The 15,408-nt window shown below is 72.8% G+C and carries 12 protein-coding genes and 1 pseudogene; 7 read left to right on the plus strand and 6 right to left on the minus strand.

Annotation, left to right across the window (positions count from 1 at the left end):
- Nucleotides 1-5 precede the first annotated feature (5 nt).
- Both ALMP_RS27135 and ALMP_RS27140 read left to right on the plus strand, forming a co-directional pair.
- Nucleotides 6-494, plus strand: a complete 489-nt coding sequence (locus ALMP_RS27135; protein ID WP_264932968.1) for a glutathione peroxidase — start codon at nt 6-8, stop codon at nt 492-494.
- Between the two features lie 45 nt (nt 495-539).
- Nucleotides 540-1,757 (plus strand): cytochrome P450, encoded by a 1,218-nt coding sequence (locus ALMP_RS27140; protein ID WP_264932969.1) that lies wholly within the window; start codon nt 540-542, stop codon nt 1,755-1,757.
- 34 nt (nt 1,758-1,791) lie between these two features.
- On the opposite strand, the pseudogene ALMP_RS27145 reads toward ALMP_RS27140, so the two are convergent.
- Nucleotides 1,792-1,881: pseudogene (locus ALMP_RS27145) on the minus strand (ATP-binding cassette domain-containing protein); the annotation flags it as partial.
- 23 nt (nt 1,882-1,904) lie between these two features.
- Nucleotides 1,905-3,791: an ABC transporter ATP-binding protein gene (locus ALMP_RS27150; protein WP_264932970.1), complete on the minus strand. Its 1,887-nt coding sequence runs from the start codon at nt 3,789-3,791 to the stop codon at nt 1,905-1,907.
- 117 nt (nt 3,792-3,908) lie between these two features.
- On the opposite strand from ALMP_RS27150, the gene ALMP_RS27155 reads away from it, so the two are divergent.
- The 3 genes from ALMP_RS27155 (at nt 3,909) to ALMP_RS27165 (ending at nt 7,651) form a co-directional block, all read left to right on the plus strand.
- Nucleotides 3,909-4,865 (plus strand): lysylphosphatidylglycerol synthase transmembrane domain-containing protein, encoded by a 957-nt coding sequence (locus ALMP_RS27155; RefSeq protein ID WP_264932971.1) that lies wholly within the window; start codon nt 3,909-3,911, stop codon nt 4,863-4,865.
- A 90-nt stretch (nt 4,866-4,955) separates the two neighbouring features.
- Nucleotides 4,956-6,341, plus strand: a complete 1,386-nt coding sequence (locus ALMP_RS27160; protein WP_264932973.1) for a hypothetical protein — start codon at nt 4,956-4,958, stop codon at nt 6,339-6,341.
- Between the two features lie 212 nt (nt 6,342-6,553).
- Nucleotides 6,554-7,651: a mechanosensitive ion channel family protein gene (locus ALMP_RS27165; protein WP_264932974.1), complete on the plus strand. Its 1,098-nt coding sequence runs from the start codon at nt 6,554-6,556 to the stop codon at nt 7,649-7,651.
- A gap of 16 nt (nt 7,652-7,667) precedes the next feature.
- Here the strand turns inward: ALMP_RS27165 and ALMP_RS27170 are convergent, their stop codons facing one another.
- Nucleotides 7,668-9,218, minus strand: coding sequence for a M1 family metallopeptidase (locus tag ALMP_RS27170; protein ID WP_264932976.1), 1,551 nt, complete (start codon nt 9,216-9,218; stop codon nt 7,668-7,670).
- Nucleotides 9,219-9,440: 222 nt separating this feature from the next.
- On the opposite strand from ALMP_RS27170, the gene ALMP_RS27175 reads away from it, so the two are divergent.
- Together ALMP_RS27175 and ALMP_RS27180 are read left to right on the plus strand one after the other, a co-directional pair.
- Entirely contained in the window at nt 9,441-11,660 is a 2,220-nt protein-coding gene (locus ALMP_RS27175; RefSeq protein WP_264932978.1) for an NADP-dependent isocitrate dehydrogenase, read from the plus strand.
- Between the two features lie 137 nt (nt 11,661-11,797).
- Nucleotides 11,798-12,595: an N-formylglutamate amidohydrolase gene (locus tag ALMP_RS27180; RefSeq protein WP_264932979.1), complete on the plus strand. Its 798-nt coding sequence runs from the start codon at nt 11,798-11,800 to the stop codon at nt 12,593-12,595.
- Between the two features lie 13 nt (nt 12,596-12,608).
- On the opposite strand, the gene ALMP_RS27185 is transcribed toward ALMP_RS27180, so the two are convergent.
- Genes ALMP_RS27185 through ALMP_RS27195 form a run of 3 tightly spaced genes read right to left on the minus strand, consistent with a single transcriptional unit; the run spans nt 12,609 to nt 15,164 of the window.
- Nucleotides 12,609-13,076 carry a hypothetical protein gene (locus ALMP_RS27185; RefSeq protein WP_264932980.1) on the minus strand — a complete coding sequence of 156 codons (468 nt, stop codon included), beginning with the start codon at nt 13,074-13,076 and terminating at the stop codon, nt 12,609-12,611.
- A 5-nt stretch (nt 13,077-13,081) separates the two neighbouring features.
- Nucleotides 13,082-13,720: an RNA polymerase sigma factor gene (locus ALMP_RS27190; protein ID WP_264932981.1), complete on the minus strand. Its 639-nt coding sequence runs from the start codon at nt 13,718-13,720 to the stop codon at nt 13,082-13,084.
- Between the two features lie 7 nt (nt 13,721-13,727).
- Nucleotides 13,728-15,164, minus strand: coding sequence for a S8/S53 family peptidase (locus tag ALMP_RS27195; protein WP_264932982.1), 1,437 nt, complete (start codon nt 15,162-15,164; stop codon nt 13,728-13,730).
- Nucleotides 15,165-15,408: the final 244 nt, after the last annotated feature.

A 15,408-nucleotide genomic window follows, 5' to 3' on the forward strand; every position in this document is an offset into this window, starting at 1 on the left:
CCGACATGACCCTGTACGACATCCCCGTCCGCACCCTCGCCGGGGAGCCCGGTGACCTGAGCCGCTACCGGGGCAAGGCCCTGCTCGTGGTCAACGTGGCCTCCCGGTGCGGGCGCACCCCGCAGTACGCGGCCCTGGAGGAACTGCACCGGCGCTACGGGCCCCGCGGTTTCGCCGTCCTGGGCTTCCCCTGCAACCAGTTCGGGGAACAGGAGCCGGGCACCCCGGAGGAGATCCGGGAATTCTGCTCGACCACCTACGACGTCACCTTCCCGCTCTTCGAGAAGGTCGACGTCAACGGCGAGCGACGGCACCCGGTGTACGCCTTCCTCACCGCCGCGCCCGACGAGCACGGGCAGGCGCGTGACATCGAGTGGAACTTCGAGAAGTTCCTCGTCTCGCCCGACGGCCGGGTGGCGCACCGCATCGGTTCCCGCGTCAAACCGGACGCCCCGGACGTCGTCGCCCGTATCGAAGCCCTGCTGCCCCACTGATCCACGCCCCGTCCCGGGCTGTACCACCGGAGAACCCCCCACATCATGCGCACCCCCACGCTCGAGGACCTGACACTCCCCGGGACGGAACTCGCCGACCACCCCTATCCGGTCCTCGCCCGGCTGCGCGAGCGCGGACCCGTCCACCGCATACGCACGGCCGACTCCGGGGAGGTCTGGCTGATAGTCGGCCATGACGAGGCCCGGGCCGCCCTCACCGACGTACGGCTGCGCAACGACGTGCGGCACTCGGCGGCCGGTCAGGACGACGGCGGGCACACGGTCGGCCGGAACATGCTCCAGGTCGACCCGCCCCACCACACGCGGCTGCGCCGGCTGGTGGCCGGCCAGTTCACCACGCGCCGGATCGAGGCCCTCGCGCCCCGGATCCGGACCATCGCGGACGAGTTGCTGGACGCGATGGTGCCGCTGGGCCGGGCCGACCTCGTCGAGTCCTTCGCCACGCCCCTGCCCATGGCCGTGATCTGCGAACTGCTCGGTGTCCCCGACACCGACCGCAAGGCCTTCACCCAGTGGTCGTCGGACGTCGTCACCCCCGGCAGCCCTCACGCCGCCGCCTCCGCCGAGGCCATGACCGGTTATCTCACCGACCTCATCGACGCCAAGAGCGGCGGCGACGAGGACGACCTGCTGAGCGCTCTGGTGGGCGGCCGGGGCGAGGACGGGGACCGGCTGACGTCCGAGGAGACGCTCGGCATGGCGTTCCTGCTGCTCGTCGCCGGACACGAGACCACCGTCAACCTCATCTCCAGCGGGGTCTTCGCCCTGCTGCTGCGGCCGGAGCAGCTCGCCGCGCTGCGCGCCGACCGCGGCCTCCTCCAGGGCGCGGTCGAGGAGATGCTCCGCCACGAGAGCCCGCTCGGGACATCCGCCTTCCGCTACACCTCCGAGGCGGTGGAGCTGGCGGGCACCACCATCCCCGCCGGGCAGCCGGTGCTGGTCGTGCTGTCCGCCGCGAACCGTGACCCGCGGCGGTTTCCCGACCCCGACCGGTTCGACATCCGGCGCGACGCCCGGGGGCACCTGGCGTTCAGCCATGGCGTCCACCACTGTCTGGGCGCGCCGCTGGCGCGGCTGGAGGCCTCCATCGCCCTCGGGGCGCTCCTGGAGCGCTGTCCCGGCCTGCGGCTGGCCGCCGACCCGGCCGATCTCACCTGGCGCTCGGGTCTGATGCGGGGCCTGCACCGGCTGCCGGTGGCGTTCGGTCAGGGGGGTCTTGGGGCTCGGGTCGGCTCCGAGTGACGGTGCCTTCCGGCTGGGCCGAGCGGGGTCCGGTGAGGCCGGCGGTGGGCTCGTCCAGGAGCAGCACCTCCGGCCGGCGGGCCAGGGCGCGGGCGAGGGCGACGCGGCGCTGTTGTCCGCCGGAGCCCCCTTCCGCGCGCGGCCCTCTCACACCGCCGAGGCCACCGGCGCCTCCGTCTGCGCGAACTGCGTCCGGTACAGCTCCGCGTACCGCCCGTCCGCGGCCAGCAGCTCCTCGTGCGTGCCGCGTTCCACGATCCGGCCGGACTCGACGACCAGGATCAGGTCGGCGGCCCGGACCGTGGACAGGCGGTGGGCGATGACCAGCGCGGTGCGGTCCGTGAGTGCCTCGGTGAGGGCCTCCTGGACGGCCGCCTCGGAGGTGTTGTCCAGATGGGCGGTGGCCTCGTCGAGGATGACCACGCGCTGACGGGCCAGCAGCAGCCGGGCGATGGTCATGCGCTGGCGTTCGCCGCCGGAGAGCCGGTAGCCGCGCTCACCGACGACCGTGTCGAGACCGTCGGGCAGGGAGCGCACCAGGTCCTCGAGACGGGCCCGGCGCAGGGCGTCCCACAGCTCGTCCTCGTCGGCCTGCGGGCGGGCCAGGAGCAGGTTGGCGCGGACCGTGTCGTGGAAGAGGTGACCGTCCTGGGTGACCATGCCCAGCGTCTCCCGCAGCGACCGCGCGCTCAGGTCACGGACGTCGACCCCGCCGATGCGGACCGCGCCGGCGTCGACGTCGTACAGGCGGGGCAGGAGCTGGGCGATCGTGGACTTGCCGGCGCCGGAGGAGCCGACGAGGGCGACGGTCTGTCCGGGTTCGGCGCGGAAGGACAGGCCGTGCAGGACCTCGGCGCCGCCGCGGGTGTCGAGGGTGGCGACCTCCTCCAGGGAGGCGAGGGAGACCTTGTCGGCGGACGGGTAGCCGAAGCGTACGTCCGCGAACTCGACGGAGACGGGGCCCTCGGGGACCTCACGGGCGTCCGGCCGCTCCTCGATGAGCGGTCGCAGGTCGAGCACCTCGAAGACCCGCTCGAAGCTGACCAGGGCGCTCATCACCTCCACCCGCGCCCCGGCGAGGGCGGTGAGCGGCGCGTACAGGCGGGTCAGGAGCAGCGCCAGGGCGACGACGGCACCGGGGTCGAGGCTGCCGTTCAGGGCGAGCCGGCCGCCGAGGCCGTAGACGAGGGCGAGGGCCAGGGCGGAGACGAGGGTCAGGGAGGTGATGAAGACGGACTGGGCGGTCGCCGTGCGGACGCCGATGTCGCGGACGCGCCCGGCGCGGGCGGCGAACTCCGCCGATTCCTGCTCGGGGCGGCCGAACAGCTTGACCAGGGTGGCGCCGGGCGCGGAGAACCGTTCGGTCATCCGGGTGCCCATCGCCGCGTTGAGCGTGGCCGCCTCCCGCTGCATGTCGGCCATCCGCCGGCCCATCCGCCGGGCGGGCACCACGAACACCGGCAGCAGCGCCAGCGCGAGCAGCGTGACCTGCCAGGACAGGGTGAGCATGACGGCGAGGGTGAGCAGCAGCGTGACCAGGTTGCTGACCACTCCGGAGAGCGTGTTGCTGAACGCGCGCTGGGCGCCGATCACGTCGTTGTTGAGCCGGGAGACGAGCGCGCCCGTACGGGTACGTGTGAAGAACGCGACCGGCATCCGCTGCACATGATCGAACACGGCCGTGCGCAGATCGAGGATGAGCCCCTCCCCCAGCGTCGCCGAGAGCCTCCTGGCGAGGACGGTGAGCGCCGCCTCCAGCACCGCGATGAGCGCGATCAGCAGCGCCAGCCGGACGACGGTGGAGGAGTCGCCGTGCGACACGATCGCGTCGACGACCCGCCCGGCGAGGACCGGCGTCGCGACGGCGAGCAGCGCGGTCACCACCCCGAGCAGCAGGAACAGGGCGATGCGGCGGCGGTGCGGACGGGCGAACGCGCCGATGCGGCGCAGGGTCGCGCGGTCGAAGGGACGGCGTTCGTGCCGCGCGTTCATGACGCTGTACAGCTGCGTCCAGGCGGTGGTCTCCATACTCATGAACACGACCGTAGAACCTCAACCATTGTTGAGGTCAACATGACGATGTCTTCTCCCCGGCCACCGTCCACACCGCGGTCACCCGTCGTTGACGTGGCGCGGAGAACGTCTGCGGATATGACAGCGGCTTCCCCTCCCCGACGTCGGCGTCTGCCGGTCCGCCAGGTCCTGTGTCTGCTCCCGCTCGTCCTGGTCGCGGTCGTGGCGGTGCGGCACCGGCATGTGCTGGCCGAGGGCTTCGGGCATCTGCGCACCGCGCAGTGGCCCTGGCTGGTGGCGGCGGCCGGGGCGACCTGTCTGACGTGGGTGGCGGCGGCCGTCACCCGGCAGGGCGCCGTCGTGCAGCGGCTGCCCCGGCTGCGGCTGCTGGCGACACAGTTCGCGGCGGGCGCCGCCAACCACCTGCTGCCGACCGGCCTCGGCGCGAGCGCGGTGAACCTGCGGTTCATGGCGGTGTGCGGGGTGCCGCTGGCCCGCTCCTCGGCGGCCCTCGCGCTGTACCTGCTGGCGGAGGGCATCGCCCGGGTGGGTCTGCTGGCCGCGCTGCTGCTGGCCTTCCCGGGCGCGCTGCGGCTCGGCACGCTGCTGCCCGACGGGGCGCTCGGCCCGCTGCTGGCCGCCCTCGGCGCGGCCGCGCTCCTGGCGGTGGCCGCCGTGTTCCTGGTACGGCGGCTGCGGTCGGCGGTGGGCTCGTTCCTGCGCACCGCGCTCGGTGAGGCGCGCTCGGTGCACGCGCGGCCGGCCCGGGCGCTGGCGCTGTGGGGCGGTTCCCTGGCGTTCCCGGCGCTCCAGGCGGCCGGTCTGGCCGCGGTGGGGCGGGCGCTGGGACTGCCGGTGCCGCCCGCGCACATGGTGGTGGCGTATCTCGCGGCCACGGTGGCGGTCGCGCTGGTGCCCACGCCCGGCGGGATCGGCTCGGTGGAGGCGGCGCTGATCGTGGCGCTGGTGGCGGCGGGCGGTCCGGTGGCGGTCGCCACGGCCGTCGTCCTGGCCTACCGCGTCATCACCGTGTGGCTGCCGCTGGTGCCAGGGGCGTTGACGCTGGGCGCGCTGGTGCGGCTGAAGGTGATCTGACCCGCACCCCCTGGCCCACACGCTCTGACCCGCACCCTCTGACCCGTACCCTCTGGCCCGTACAGGTGTACGCCATCAGAGGGGGGATCCATGACGGCACGGGACGCGGTACCGGGCCTGGCGGGCAACGCGGCGGCGCCGGCCGAGGTGCTGCTGCGGCTGCTGAAGCTGGAGTTCGACTGGTCCGTGGTGGCCCGGCTGACCTGGCGCGGCTCGGTCCCGGACGAGGTGGCCGAGGCGATGCTCACCCACCCGGACCGCCGGGTGCGCTCCGCGCTCGCGGAGAGCGCGAACGCCGACCCGAGGCTGCGGGCCCGGCTCCTGGACGGCCCCGAGTCGGACGCGATCCTGGTCGCCGTGGGTCCGCATCCGTACGGCACGACGGCGCCGCCGCTGCCCGACCGGGCCTACGAGCGGCTGCTGAACCACGCCAACGCCTTCGTCCGGCACGAGACGGCCGCCGCGCCCTCCGCGCCCGCCCACGTGGTGGCGCCCCTCGCCACCCACGAGGACCCGACCCTGCGGCTGGCGGCCTGCCGCCGTTTCTGGGACGAGCTGTCGCCCGAGGTGCGCGAGGCGCTCCTCGACGACCCGCATCCGATGGTCCGTACGACGGCCGCGCAGCAGGTCATGGCGGACGACGCGGAGCGCACCGCCTGGCTCGTGGAGTCGGGCGTGGGCGACATCTGGCGCTGGGACGTGCTCGCGTACGGCAGGCTGACGCGGGCTCTCGCCGAGCGCCTGCTGGCCGAGGGCACCCACCTCGCCCGGCTCGTCGGCAACCCGACGTTCCCCGCGGACCTCGCGGCCCGCCTCGCCGGTCACGACGACCCCGCCGTGCGTCTCGCGGTCTCCGCGCGCCCGGAACTCACCGAGGAGGAGCGGGCGGCGATCGACTGGAAGGTGGCGCCCGAGGACCGGCTGGAGACCCTGTACTGGGTCTGGCGGGCCCGGGAGGACGAGGAGGTGCTGCGCCGCTGCGCGCGCTCGGCGCACACCTGGCTGCGGCGCAGCGCCGCCGTCTGCCCCGGCCTGCCCGACGACTGTGTGGAACTCCTCGCCGAGGACGAGGACTTCGCGGTACGGCTGCTGCTCGCCGAGCGGCATCCGAAGGCGCCGCCGGAGCTGCTGCTCGATCTGTATCTGCACGGCGAGCACCGGGCCGTGGGCATGCTGATCGCGCGGCCGGGTTTTCCCGCCGCCGGGCTCGCGGCGCGGTTCGCGGACTCCGCGGACGCCCGGGAACGCGCCCTGGCGCTGCGCGATCCCGACGCCACGCCCGAACTCGTCGAGCGGCTGAGCCGGGACGGCGCGGCCAGCGTGCGGTCGGCGGCCGCGTTCGACCGGCGGCTGCCGGTGCCCCGGCTGCTGGAGCTGCTCGACGACCCGGAGGTGTGCGATTCCGCGGCGGCCAACCCGGCCCTGCCGGCCGCCGCGATGACGGCCCTGCTGGACCGGGCCGGCGTGCCCCGCTGAGCGGGGCGCCACCTGGCCGAAGGCATGCGCCGGGCAGGTCGCCGGGTACGAACCGCCTTGTCGGATACGGCAGGATGAGCGGTCGCGTCCGTGTGTGTGTGCGGAGGCGATGGCACTTCCCGGAATCTTCGAGCAGGTGACAACGTGACGAGACTTCACATCCGGCCGTCGGCGGCCCCGTTTGCCGCGGATCGTCTCCCCGGAGGTGACCGGTGAACCGTGCGCCGACCCTGGACGACGTCGTCCTCGCGGGAATCGCCGTGGCCACCGGCCTGTTGGTGGCGTTCCTGTCGCGCACGCTGCTGCGCTGGCTGGCCAAGCACGCCAAGCGCACCCGCTGGAGCGGTGACGACGTCATCGTGGACACGCTGCGCTCGGTGGTCCCGTGGGCGGCGATCGTGGGCGGCGCGGCGGCCGCGGCCGCGCTGCTGCCGCTGACCCGGGCGGTCCAGCACACCGTCAACCAGAGCCTGACGGTGCTGCTGATCTTCGTGGTGACGCTGTCGGCGGCCCGGGTGGTCGCCGGGCTGGTGCAGACGGTCACCCACTCCCGCTCGGGCGTGGCCGGGTCCGCCACGATCTTCGTCAACATCACCCGGGTCCTGGTCCTGGCCATCGGTTTCCTGGTGGCGTTGCAGAGCCTCGGCATCTCCATAGCGCCGATGCTCACCGCCCTGGGCGTCGGCGGTCTGGCGGTCGCGCTGGCCCTCCAGGACACCCTCGCCAACCTGTTCGCGGGCATCCACATCCTCGCCTCCAAGACCGTGCAGCCGGGCGACTACATCAAGCTCAGCAGCGGCGAGGAGGGCTATGTCGAGGACATCAACTGGCGTCAGACGACGGTCCGCAATCTCTCCAACAACCTGGTCGTCATCCCCAACGGGCAGCTCGCGAAGACGAACATGACCAACTTCATGCGTCCCGAGCAGCAGCTGACGATCATGGTGCAGGTCGGCGTCGCCTACGACAGCGACCTGGAGCACGTGGAGCGGGTGACGACGGAGGTCGTCACCGAGGTGATGACCGAGATCACCGGCGCGGTCCCGGACCACGAGCCGGCGGTGCGCTTCCACACCTTCGGCGACTCCCGGATCGGCTTCACGGTGATCCTGGGCGTGGGCGAGTTCAGCGACCAGTACCGGATCAAGCACGAGTTCATCAAGCGCCTGCACCGCCGCTACCGCGACGAGGGCATCCGCATCCCGGCGCCGACGCGGACGGTGGCGTTGCAGCAGGGCACGGTGGTCATACCGCAGCAGCGGACGGGCGAGGAGGTCGTGCAGGACGGGCCGGCCGCCCTGCACGACTGAGCGGCCGGGCCGCGGGTCAGAGGGTCGCCGAGTTGTCGTGGTGCCCGCCCGTCCGGTGCGGCCGGACCAGGGACGGGGTCACCGGGGTGACCGTCCAGTCCGGGTGGCCGGGCATCCGCGGCGTCGTCGTGCCGTACAGCCACTCCCGCAGGAAGCCGGAGAGGTCCTGGCCGGCGACGTGCGAGGCGACGGCGATGTAGTCGTCCGTGGACGCCTTCCCGTCGCGGTGGCGGGCGAGGAAGGCCCGCTCGATCGCGTGGAAGGCGTCCTCGCCGACCATCTGGCGCAGCGCGTACAGGACGAGGACGCCGCCCAGGTAGCGCTGGCTGTCGAAGAGGTTGGCCGCGTTGGGCGCGGCGACCGGACCCGAGGTGTGGCGCCACTGGTCGCCGCGGGCGTAGGTGTCCTTCATCCGGGCCTCCATGGTGGTGAGGCCCAGGGAGTCCGCCCAGCCGCGCTCGTAGCGGTAGAGCAGCCCGTAGAAGTCGGCGTGGCCCTCGTTCAGCCACAGGTCGGCCCAGGTGGCGGGGGAGACGCTGTTGCCGAAGTAGGAGTGGACCAGCTCGTGCATCATGTGCGAGCCGATCTTCCGCTCCTCCTGGAGGAGGTAGTTCGGCTTGTAGAGGGTGAGGGTCTGGGTCTCCAGGCCGGTGAAGTCGAAGGCGTTCGGGTCGTCGGAGTTGCAGGGCAGCAGCCCGTACGTCTCGAAGGGGTAGGCGCCCAGCCGGGCCTCGACCCACTCCACCAGGCCCGGCGTGAGCGCGAGCGCCGGTTCGAGGGCCTCGGCGCGCGCCACGGGGACGACATCGCGCAGCGGCAGCCCGTGCGGGCCCTGCCGCTCCTTGACGACGTAGTCGCCGACCGTGACCTGGATCACCTCGGTGGCGATCGGGTGGCGGGACCGGTAGGTGTACGCGGTCCGGTCGCCCGGGAGGTTCTCCACCCGCACCAGCCGGCCGCTGGCCACGCCGCGCAGCGCGGACGGGACGGTGACGCGGAAGGTGAAGTCGGCCTTGTCCGAGGGGTGGTCGTTGCAGGGGAAGACGGTGTGCGCCGAGTTCGGCTGGGGGCACACCGCGAAGCCGTCGGGGGTGGGGACCCAGGCGGTGTGCGGCAGGGCGCGGCGCGGGTCGGCGGTGTACTCGACGCACACCGTCACGCGGGTCTTCGGCGGCAGGGGGCGGGCGGGGGTGATCCGCAGCTTCTCGGCCACCTGCTCGAAGCCTGCGGTGCGGCCGCCGACGCGGACGGACCGTATGTCCAGGCCCAGGGCGTCCAGGGAGAAGCGGCTGAGCCACTGGGTGGTGCGGATCTCCAGGGTCACCGCCGCGTCGACGAGGGCGGTGGTGGCGTCGTAGGCGAGGTCGAGGTGGTAGGCGGAGACGCGGTAGCCGTCGTTGCCGAGGTCCGGGTAGACGGGGTCGCCGAGGGTCTCGGGGCCCGGATTGTCCTTGCTCTTCTCCGGGGCCGGGGCAGGGGTCGCGTGGGCGGCGGGTGCGGCGGTCAGGGCCGCCGCCGTGCCGAGCAGCGCGGCCGCGGGGGCCGTCACTCTGGTGCGATATCTCATGGTCAGGTCGGGTCGGCTTTCGCTCGGGCGGCCGGCTGGTCGGACCGGACGCCGGATCAGTGGGCGCTCACTCCCCAAGACCGCGTGAACGGGGTGTCCGGTTGCCCGGCAGCGGTACTTCCGCACAGCTGCTGCACGTCTGTGCGATCCGCTGTCGAGTCGAGGTCGAGCACGAGATATCTTGATGTCGAGCAATGTTGCAGACGTGGAGCGGAGCACCCGGTGACTGACTCGACCATCATCTACACGCACACTGACGAGGCCCCCGCCCTGGCGACGTATTCCTTCCTGCCGGTGGTCCGGGCGTACGCCTCGCAGGCCGGTGTCTCCGTGGAGACCCGGGACATCTCGCTGGCCGGGCGCATCATCGCGGTGTTCCCGGAGTACCTGACCGAGGACCAGCGCATCCCCGACGCGCTGACCGAGCTGGGCGAGCTGGCCAAGACGCCCGCGGCCAACATCATCAAGCTGCCGAACATCTCGGCGTCGATTCCGCAGCTCAAGGCCGCGATCGCCGAGCTTCAGGGCCAGGGCTACGCGCTGCCGGACTACCCGGACGAGCCGAAGACCGACGAGGAGCGCGAGATCCGCGCCCGCTACGACAAGGTCAAGGGTTCGGCCGTGAACCCGGTCCTGCGTGAGGGCAACTCCGACCGCCGCGCGCCCGCCTCGGTCAAGAACTACGCCAAGACCCACCCGCACCGCATGGGCGCCTGGTCGGCCGACTCCAAGACCAACGTCGCCACCATGGGCCAGAACGACTTCCGCTCCACCGAGAAGTCGGTCGTGATCTCCGAGGCGGGCTCGCTGAGGATCGAGCTGGTCGCCGAGGACGGCTCCACCACCGTCCTGCGCGAGTCGGTACCGGTCCAGGAGGGCGAGGTCGTCGACGCCTCCGTGATGCGCGTCGCCGCGCTGCGCGAGTTCCTCGCCGCCCAGGTCGCGAGGGCCAAGGCCGAGGGCGTGCTGTTCTCGGTGCACCTGAAGGCGACGATGATGAAGGTCTCCGACCCGATCGTCTTCGGCCACGTGGTGCGCGCGTTCTTCCCGAAGACCTTCGAGCGGTACGGCGAGACGCTGGCGGCGGCCGGCCTCTCCCCCAACGACGGCCTCGGCGGCATCCTCAAGGGCCTGGAGTCGCTGCCCGAGGGTGACGCGATCAAGGCCTCCTTCGACGCCGAGCTGGCCGAGGGCCCGGCCCTGGCGATGGTCGACTCCGACAAGGGCATCACCAACCTGCACGTGCCGTCCGACGTCATCGTCGACGCCTCGATGCCGGCCATGATCCGCACCTCCGGCCACATGTGGGGCCCGGACGGCCAGGAGGCCGACACCCTCGCGGTGCTGCCGGACTCCTCCTACGCCGGCGTGTACCAGGCCGTCCTCGACGACTGCCGCGCCAACGGCGCCTACGACCCGTCGACCATGGGCTCCGTCCCGAACGTCGGCCTCATGGCGCAGAAGGCCGAGGAGTACGGCTCCCACGACAAGACCTTCGAGATCAAGGCCGCCGGAACGGTCCGCCTGGTCGACCAGGCCGGCAACGTCGTGATCGAGCAGCCGGTCTCCGAGGGCGACATCTTCCGCGCCTGCCAGACCAAGGACGCCCCGATCAAGGACTGGGTGAAGCTGGCCGTCACCCGCGCCCGCGCCACCGGCGACCCGGCGGTGTTCTGGCTGGACGAGACCCGCGCCCACGACGCCAACCTGATCGCCAAGGTCAACGCCTACCTGCCGGAGCACGACACCGAGGGCCTGGACATCCGGATCCTCGCCCCGGTCGAGGCCACCAAGCTGTCCGTGGAGCGCATCCGCCGCGGCGAGAACACCATCTCGGTCACCGGCAACGTGCTGCGCGACTACCTGACCGACCTGTTCCCGATCCTGGAGCTGGGCACCAGCGCCAAGATGCTGTCGGTCGTCCCGCTGATGGCGGGCGGCGGCCTGTTCGAGACGGGCGCCGGCGGTTCCGCGCCGAAGCACGTCCAGCAGCTGGTCAAGGAGAACTACCTGCGCTGGGACTCCCTCGGTGAGTTCTTCGCGCTCGTCCCCTCCTTCGAGCAGTACGCCACGGCCACCGGCAACGCCCGCGCCAAGGTCCTCGCCGACACCCTCGACCGCGCCACGGCGACCTTCCTCGACGAGGACAAGTCCCCGACCCGTCGCGTCGGCGGCATCGACAACCGCGGCAGCCACTTCTACCTGTCCCTGTACTGGGCGCAGGAGCTGGCCGCGCAGACCGACGACGCCGACCTGGCCAAGGCCTTCGCGCCGCTCGCGGAGACCCTCGCCGCGAACGAGCAGAAGATCGTCGACGAGCTGATCGCCGCCCAGGGCAAGCCGGCCGACATCGGCGGCTACTACCAGCCCGACCCGGCCAAGGCCGCCGAGGTCATGCGCCCGTCGGCCACCTGGAACGAGGTCCTGGCCTCCCTGAGCTGACGCCACCCCTCCGCCCCGGCCGGCCGCCAGCGCCCGGCCGGGGCGGAGCCGTCTTCGGCGCCGGCCGGGCCCTGTCGGTGGGGTATGGCATCTTGATCATGGAACATGCCTGCCGGCCGCGACCTCGGGAACAGCTCATGACACCTGCCGCACCGTCCTTCTCCGTCCTCCCCGGTGCCTCCGACTCGCCGGTGATCCTGCACGTGCCGCACTCGGCGCGGGAGATACCGCCGCGGGTGCGCGCGGGGATCGTGCTGGACGACGGGGCGCTGGGGCGGGAGCTGGACCACATCACCGACGCCCACACCGCGGAGATCGCCGAGGCGGCGGCGGAGCGGGCCGCCGCGAGGCCGTGGCGGTTCGTCAACCGGCTGTCCCGGCTGGTCGTCGACCCGGAGCGGTTCCCGGACGAGCGGGAGGAGATGCTCGCGGTGGGAATGGGCGCGGTGTACACGCGGACCACGCACCGGGAGGCGCTGCGCCCCGACGGCTTCGATCCCGAACCGCTGATCGCCCGGTACTTCCGGCCCTACGCGCGGGCGATGAGCGACGCCGTGGCCGAGCGGCTGGCCGCCGCCGGACGGGCCGTGATCATCGACGTGCACTCCTATCCCACCGAGCGGCTGCCCTACGAGCTGCACGGCGAGGGTCCCCGGCCGCCGGTCTGCCTGGGCACCGACGCCTTCCACACCCCGCCCGAGCTGCTGGCCGCCGCGCGGGAGGCGTTCGCCGGGATCGGGGAGACGGGACTGGACAGCCCGTTCGCCGGGACGTACGTACCCCTCGCGTACTACGGGACGGAGCCGCGGGTGTCCGCACTGATGGTGGAGATCCGGCGGGACACGTACATGAGCGAGCCGGGTGGCACCGCCGGGGCGGGGCTGGACCGGCTCGGCTCGGCGCTGGCCGGGCTGGTGGACGCCGTCTCCGGCTGACCCCCGAGGCGGCTCAGGCGCGCAGCCACTCCGTGACGACCACCTCCCCGCCGGTGCGCAGGCGCAGCGCGAAGGGTCCGGCGGGCGGGGCGTCGGCGACGAAGCGGCCCATGTCGTCGGCGAGGAGCGCGGCGCCCGCCCGGGGTCCGGCGAGGACCTCGATCGACGCGGGCTGCGGCGGCAGCAGCTGCCCCATCAGCCCCTGCGCGCCCACCTCGACGTCGACGGTCAGTCCGCCGCCGTGGAAGGTGAGCATCCGCGGCACGTCGACCGCGCCCCGGACCGGGATGGCGTCCACCAGCGAGTCGAAGGTCAGTTCCGCGACCCGCGCGTCGAGGTCGTGCAGCACGTACGCTTCGATGGCGATCTGCCGCAGCCCGGCCGGCACCGGGTCCAGGATCGCGGCGGCCTCGCGCAGCTCCACCTCCAGACTGCCGTGGTCGAACTCCTCCTCGTCGAAGGCGTCGTCGTGGTCGTCCATGGCGTTCACAATGCTCCCCGTGCGTCGAGTTTGGCCCGCAGGCGGCGCAGACATCGCTGGCGCATCGGTCCGATGCTGCCCACCGCGATGCCCAGGGCGGCCGAGACCTCCTGGTAACTGGGCGGCGGCGAGGAGATCAGCACCCGCAGCAACTGCCGGCAGCGCTCGCCGAGCGCCTCGAACTCCTGCCAGAGACGACGGACGCGCTCGCTCTGCGCGGCCGCCTCCTCCGAGTCCAGCACCGACTGTTCCGGTGTACGGTCCTCGCTGACCCGGTCGAGCAGCTGGGGATCGTCCGTAGGGGTCAGCCGGCGCAGGCTTTTGATCACTTTCAGGCACTCGTTGCGCGCGGTGCTCGCCAGCCAGGATCCGGCCTTGTCCGGTTCACGGATCCGCCCGAGGTGCTGGGCGAAGCGGAACCACACGGTCTGGTACACCTCGTGCCCGTCGGCCTCGGAGAGCCGGTGCGCGCGCACGACGGACCACACCAGCGGGCTCAGCCCGTCCACCAGCGCCTTCCAGGCCCCCGTGTCACCGTCGACGGCGGCCTGGACGAGCGCGCCGACCTCACTACGGTCCACGGTCCCACCCCTCGTGTACGGCCTGTCATCGTACGCCGTGGAGGGGACGGCTTCGGACCTCATCGCGTCCTCACGCCGAGGGGGCGAACCGGTCGACGGGGACCGGACGCCAGGTCGGCGGCAGCAGTGCCGGGACGTGGAAGCCGCGCACCTCGGCGAACTCGGCGTCGTCCGCGAGCAGCCGGCGGGCGGCGGCACGCGGGTCGCGCTCGCCGTGCGCCGTCATGTGCGCGGCGACCAGCCCGGCGACGAGGGGCGTCGCGAAGGACGTGCCGCTCCAGGACGCGAGCCCTTCGAACATGACCTGGTCCGGCTTGCCCGCGCCGGCCGCCCGCACCTCGCTCAACACCCCGGTGTGGCGCGGGGAGCGGCAGGTGCAGGGGTAGGCGAAGCCGTAGCGGCAGTCCTCGTACGTGGAGTGCTGGTAGACGTACGGGACGGGCGAGTCGAAACCGGTGAGGGCGCTGGTGAGGCGCTCGCCGGGGGCGTACACCCGCACCCAGGGACCGTGGTTGCTGAAGCAGGCGCCGAACTCGCCGTCGCCGCGCAGCGCGCCGACCGACAGCACCGCGTCCGCGTACTCGGGCAGGGCGGCGTAGGCGGCGGGCCAGAAGGGCGCGGCGCTGGCGTTGTTGCCGGCGGCGGCCACCAGCAGGGTGTGTCTGGTGCTCAGTTCCTCCATGAACGCGGCCACGCCGAGCAGACCGTCGACCCGGCCGTTGGAGGTGCCGGCGGAGAGGCTGATGATGTCCGGCCAGCCGCCCTGCTCGACGGCTTCGAAGAGCTTGTCGCCGAAGTCGTACTCCAGGATCGCGCCGGCGTCGTCCAGGGTGTTGCGCACGGTGACGTCGGTGTTGGGGGCGACGGCCGCGACGAGTCCGGCGATGAAGGTGCCGTGGCCGACGTACTGCTGGAGGACGCCCTGCTCGTCGGTCTCCCGCAGCTGCGCGTCGCCCTCGGCGCGGGCGAGCGGCGGGTAGGAGCGGTAGTCGTGGGTCAGGCCGGTGTCGATGACGAGGACACCCACGGCGCTGCCGGCGTCGTACGGCGTGCCGGCGGCGGACGGGTTGGGCGGCTCGCTGCGCGGGGCGGGCACCGGTTCGTCGCCGGGGCAGGCGTTGACGGCGATGTGCACCACGTGGTTGCGGCTGACCAGCCGGCGCCCGGTGCGGTCCTCGGCGCCCCGCAGGGCGCGCAGCGCGCCCGCGACGGCACGGTCGGCGCCCGGCTCTCCCCGCCCCGGGTCGCCGACCTGGATCCGGGTGACGCCGGAGCGGTTGGCGCGCGGGCCGGCCCGGCGCACCTGCTCCGGGACCAGGCCCTCGGTCTCGGTGAAGTGAGCGCGGACGGCGTCCTCGACGACCTGGGCCTCCTCGCCGTCCCGCGCGAGGACGACGCCCTTCTCGTAGATGAACTCGGCGGAGTCGTCCGGTCCCATCGCCAAGGGGACGTCGGGCAGCGCGCGTTGGATCTGTTCGAACTGCTCATGGAATCGCTGTGGTGCCATGGCGTGTCCTCCCCTGAGACCGTCGGTCGTCAGTCAGAGCCGCGAGGCTGTCGTCTGATACAGGTGGTGCGACGAGCGGGGCGGGTGGTGTGGTTGCGCCCGCGCGTGCGGCTCGTGCGCCGCCGGGTGCGCCCGCGGAGTGCGCCGATCCCGTTGGCGCGACAGCCCTTTGATACGGCCTGATACGGCCCGATACGGCGCCGACCCTGTGTGACATGCAACCGGGCCACTACCATCCGTGGGG

Source organism: Streptomyces sp. A012304 (genome assembly GCF_026008495.1).
In the GTDB taxonomy this organism is placed as follows: domain Bacteria; phylum Actinomycetota; class Actinomycetes; order Streptomycetales; family Streptomycetaceae; genus Streptomyces.

Coding starts and splice junctions, on each gene's coding strand:
- ALMP_RS27150 (WP_264932970.1), bottom strand. CDS start 3,791: ATGAGTATGGAGACCACCGCCTGGACGCAGCTGTACAGCGTCATGAAC.
- ALMP_RS27185 (WP_264932980.1), bottom strand. CDS start 13,076: ATGGACGACCACGACGACGCCTTCGACGAGGAGGAGTTCGACCACGGC.
- ALMP_RS27180 (WP_264932979.1), top strand. CDS start 11,798: ATGACACCTGCCGCACCGTCCTTCTCCGTCCTCCCCGGTGCCTCCGAC.
- ALMP_RS27135 (WP_264932968.1), top strand. CDS start 6: ATGACCCTGTACGACATCCCCGTCCGCACCCTCGCCGGGGAGCCCGGT.
- ALMP_RS27155 (WP_264932971.1), top strand. CDS start 3,909: ATGACAGCGGCTTCCCCTCCCCGACGTCGGCGTCTGCCGGTCCGCCAG.
- ALMP_RS27160 (WP_264932973.1), top strand. CDS start 4,956: ATGACGGCACGGGACGCGGTACCGGGCCTGGCGGGCAACGCGGCGGCG.
- ALMP_RS27195 (WP_264932982.1), bottom strand. CDS start 15,164: ATGGCACCACAGCGATTCCATGAGCAGTTCGAACAGATCCAACGCGCG.
- ALMP_RS27190 (WP_264932981.1), bottom strand. CDS start 13,720: ATGAGGTCCGAAGCCGTCCCCTCCACGGCGTACGATGACAGGCCGTAC.
- ALMP_RS27170 (WP_264932976.1), bottom strand. CDS start 9,218: ATGAGATATCGCACCAGAGTGACGGCCCCCGCGGCCGCGCTGCTCGGC.
- ALMP_RS27140 (WP_264932969.1), top strand. CDS start 540: ATGCGCACCCCCACGCTCGAGGACCTGACACTCCCCGGGACGGAACTC.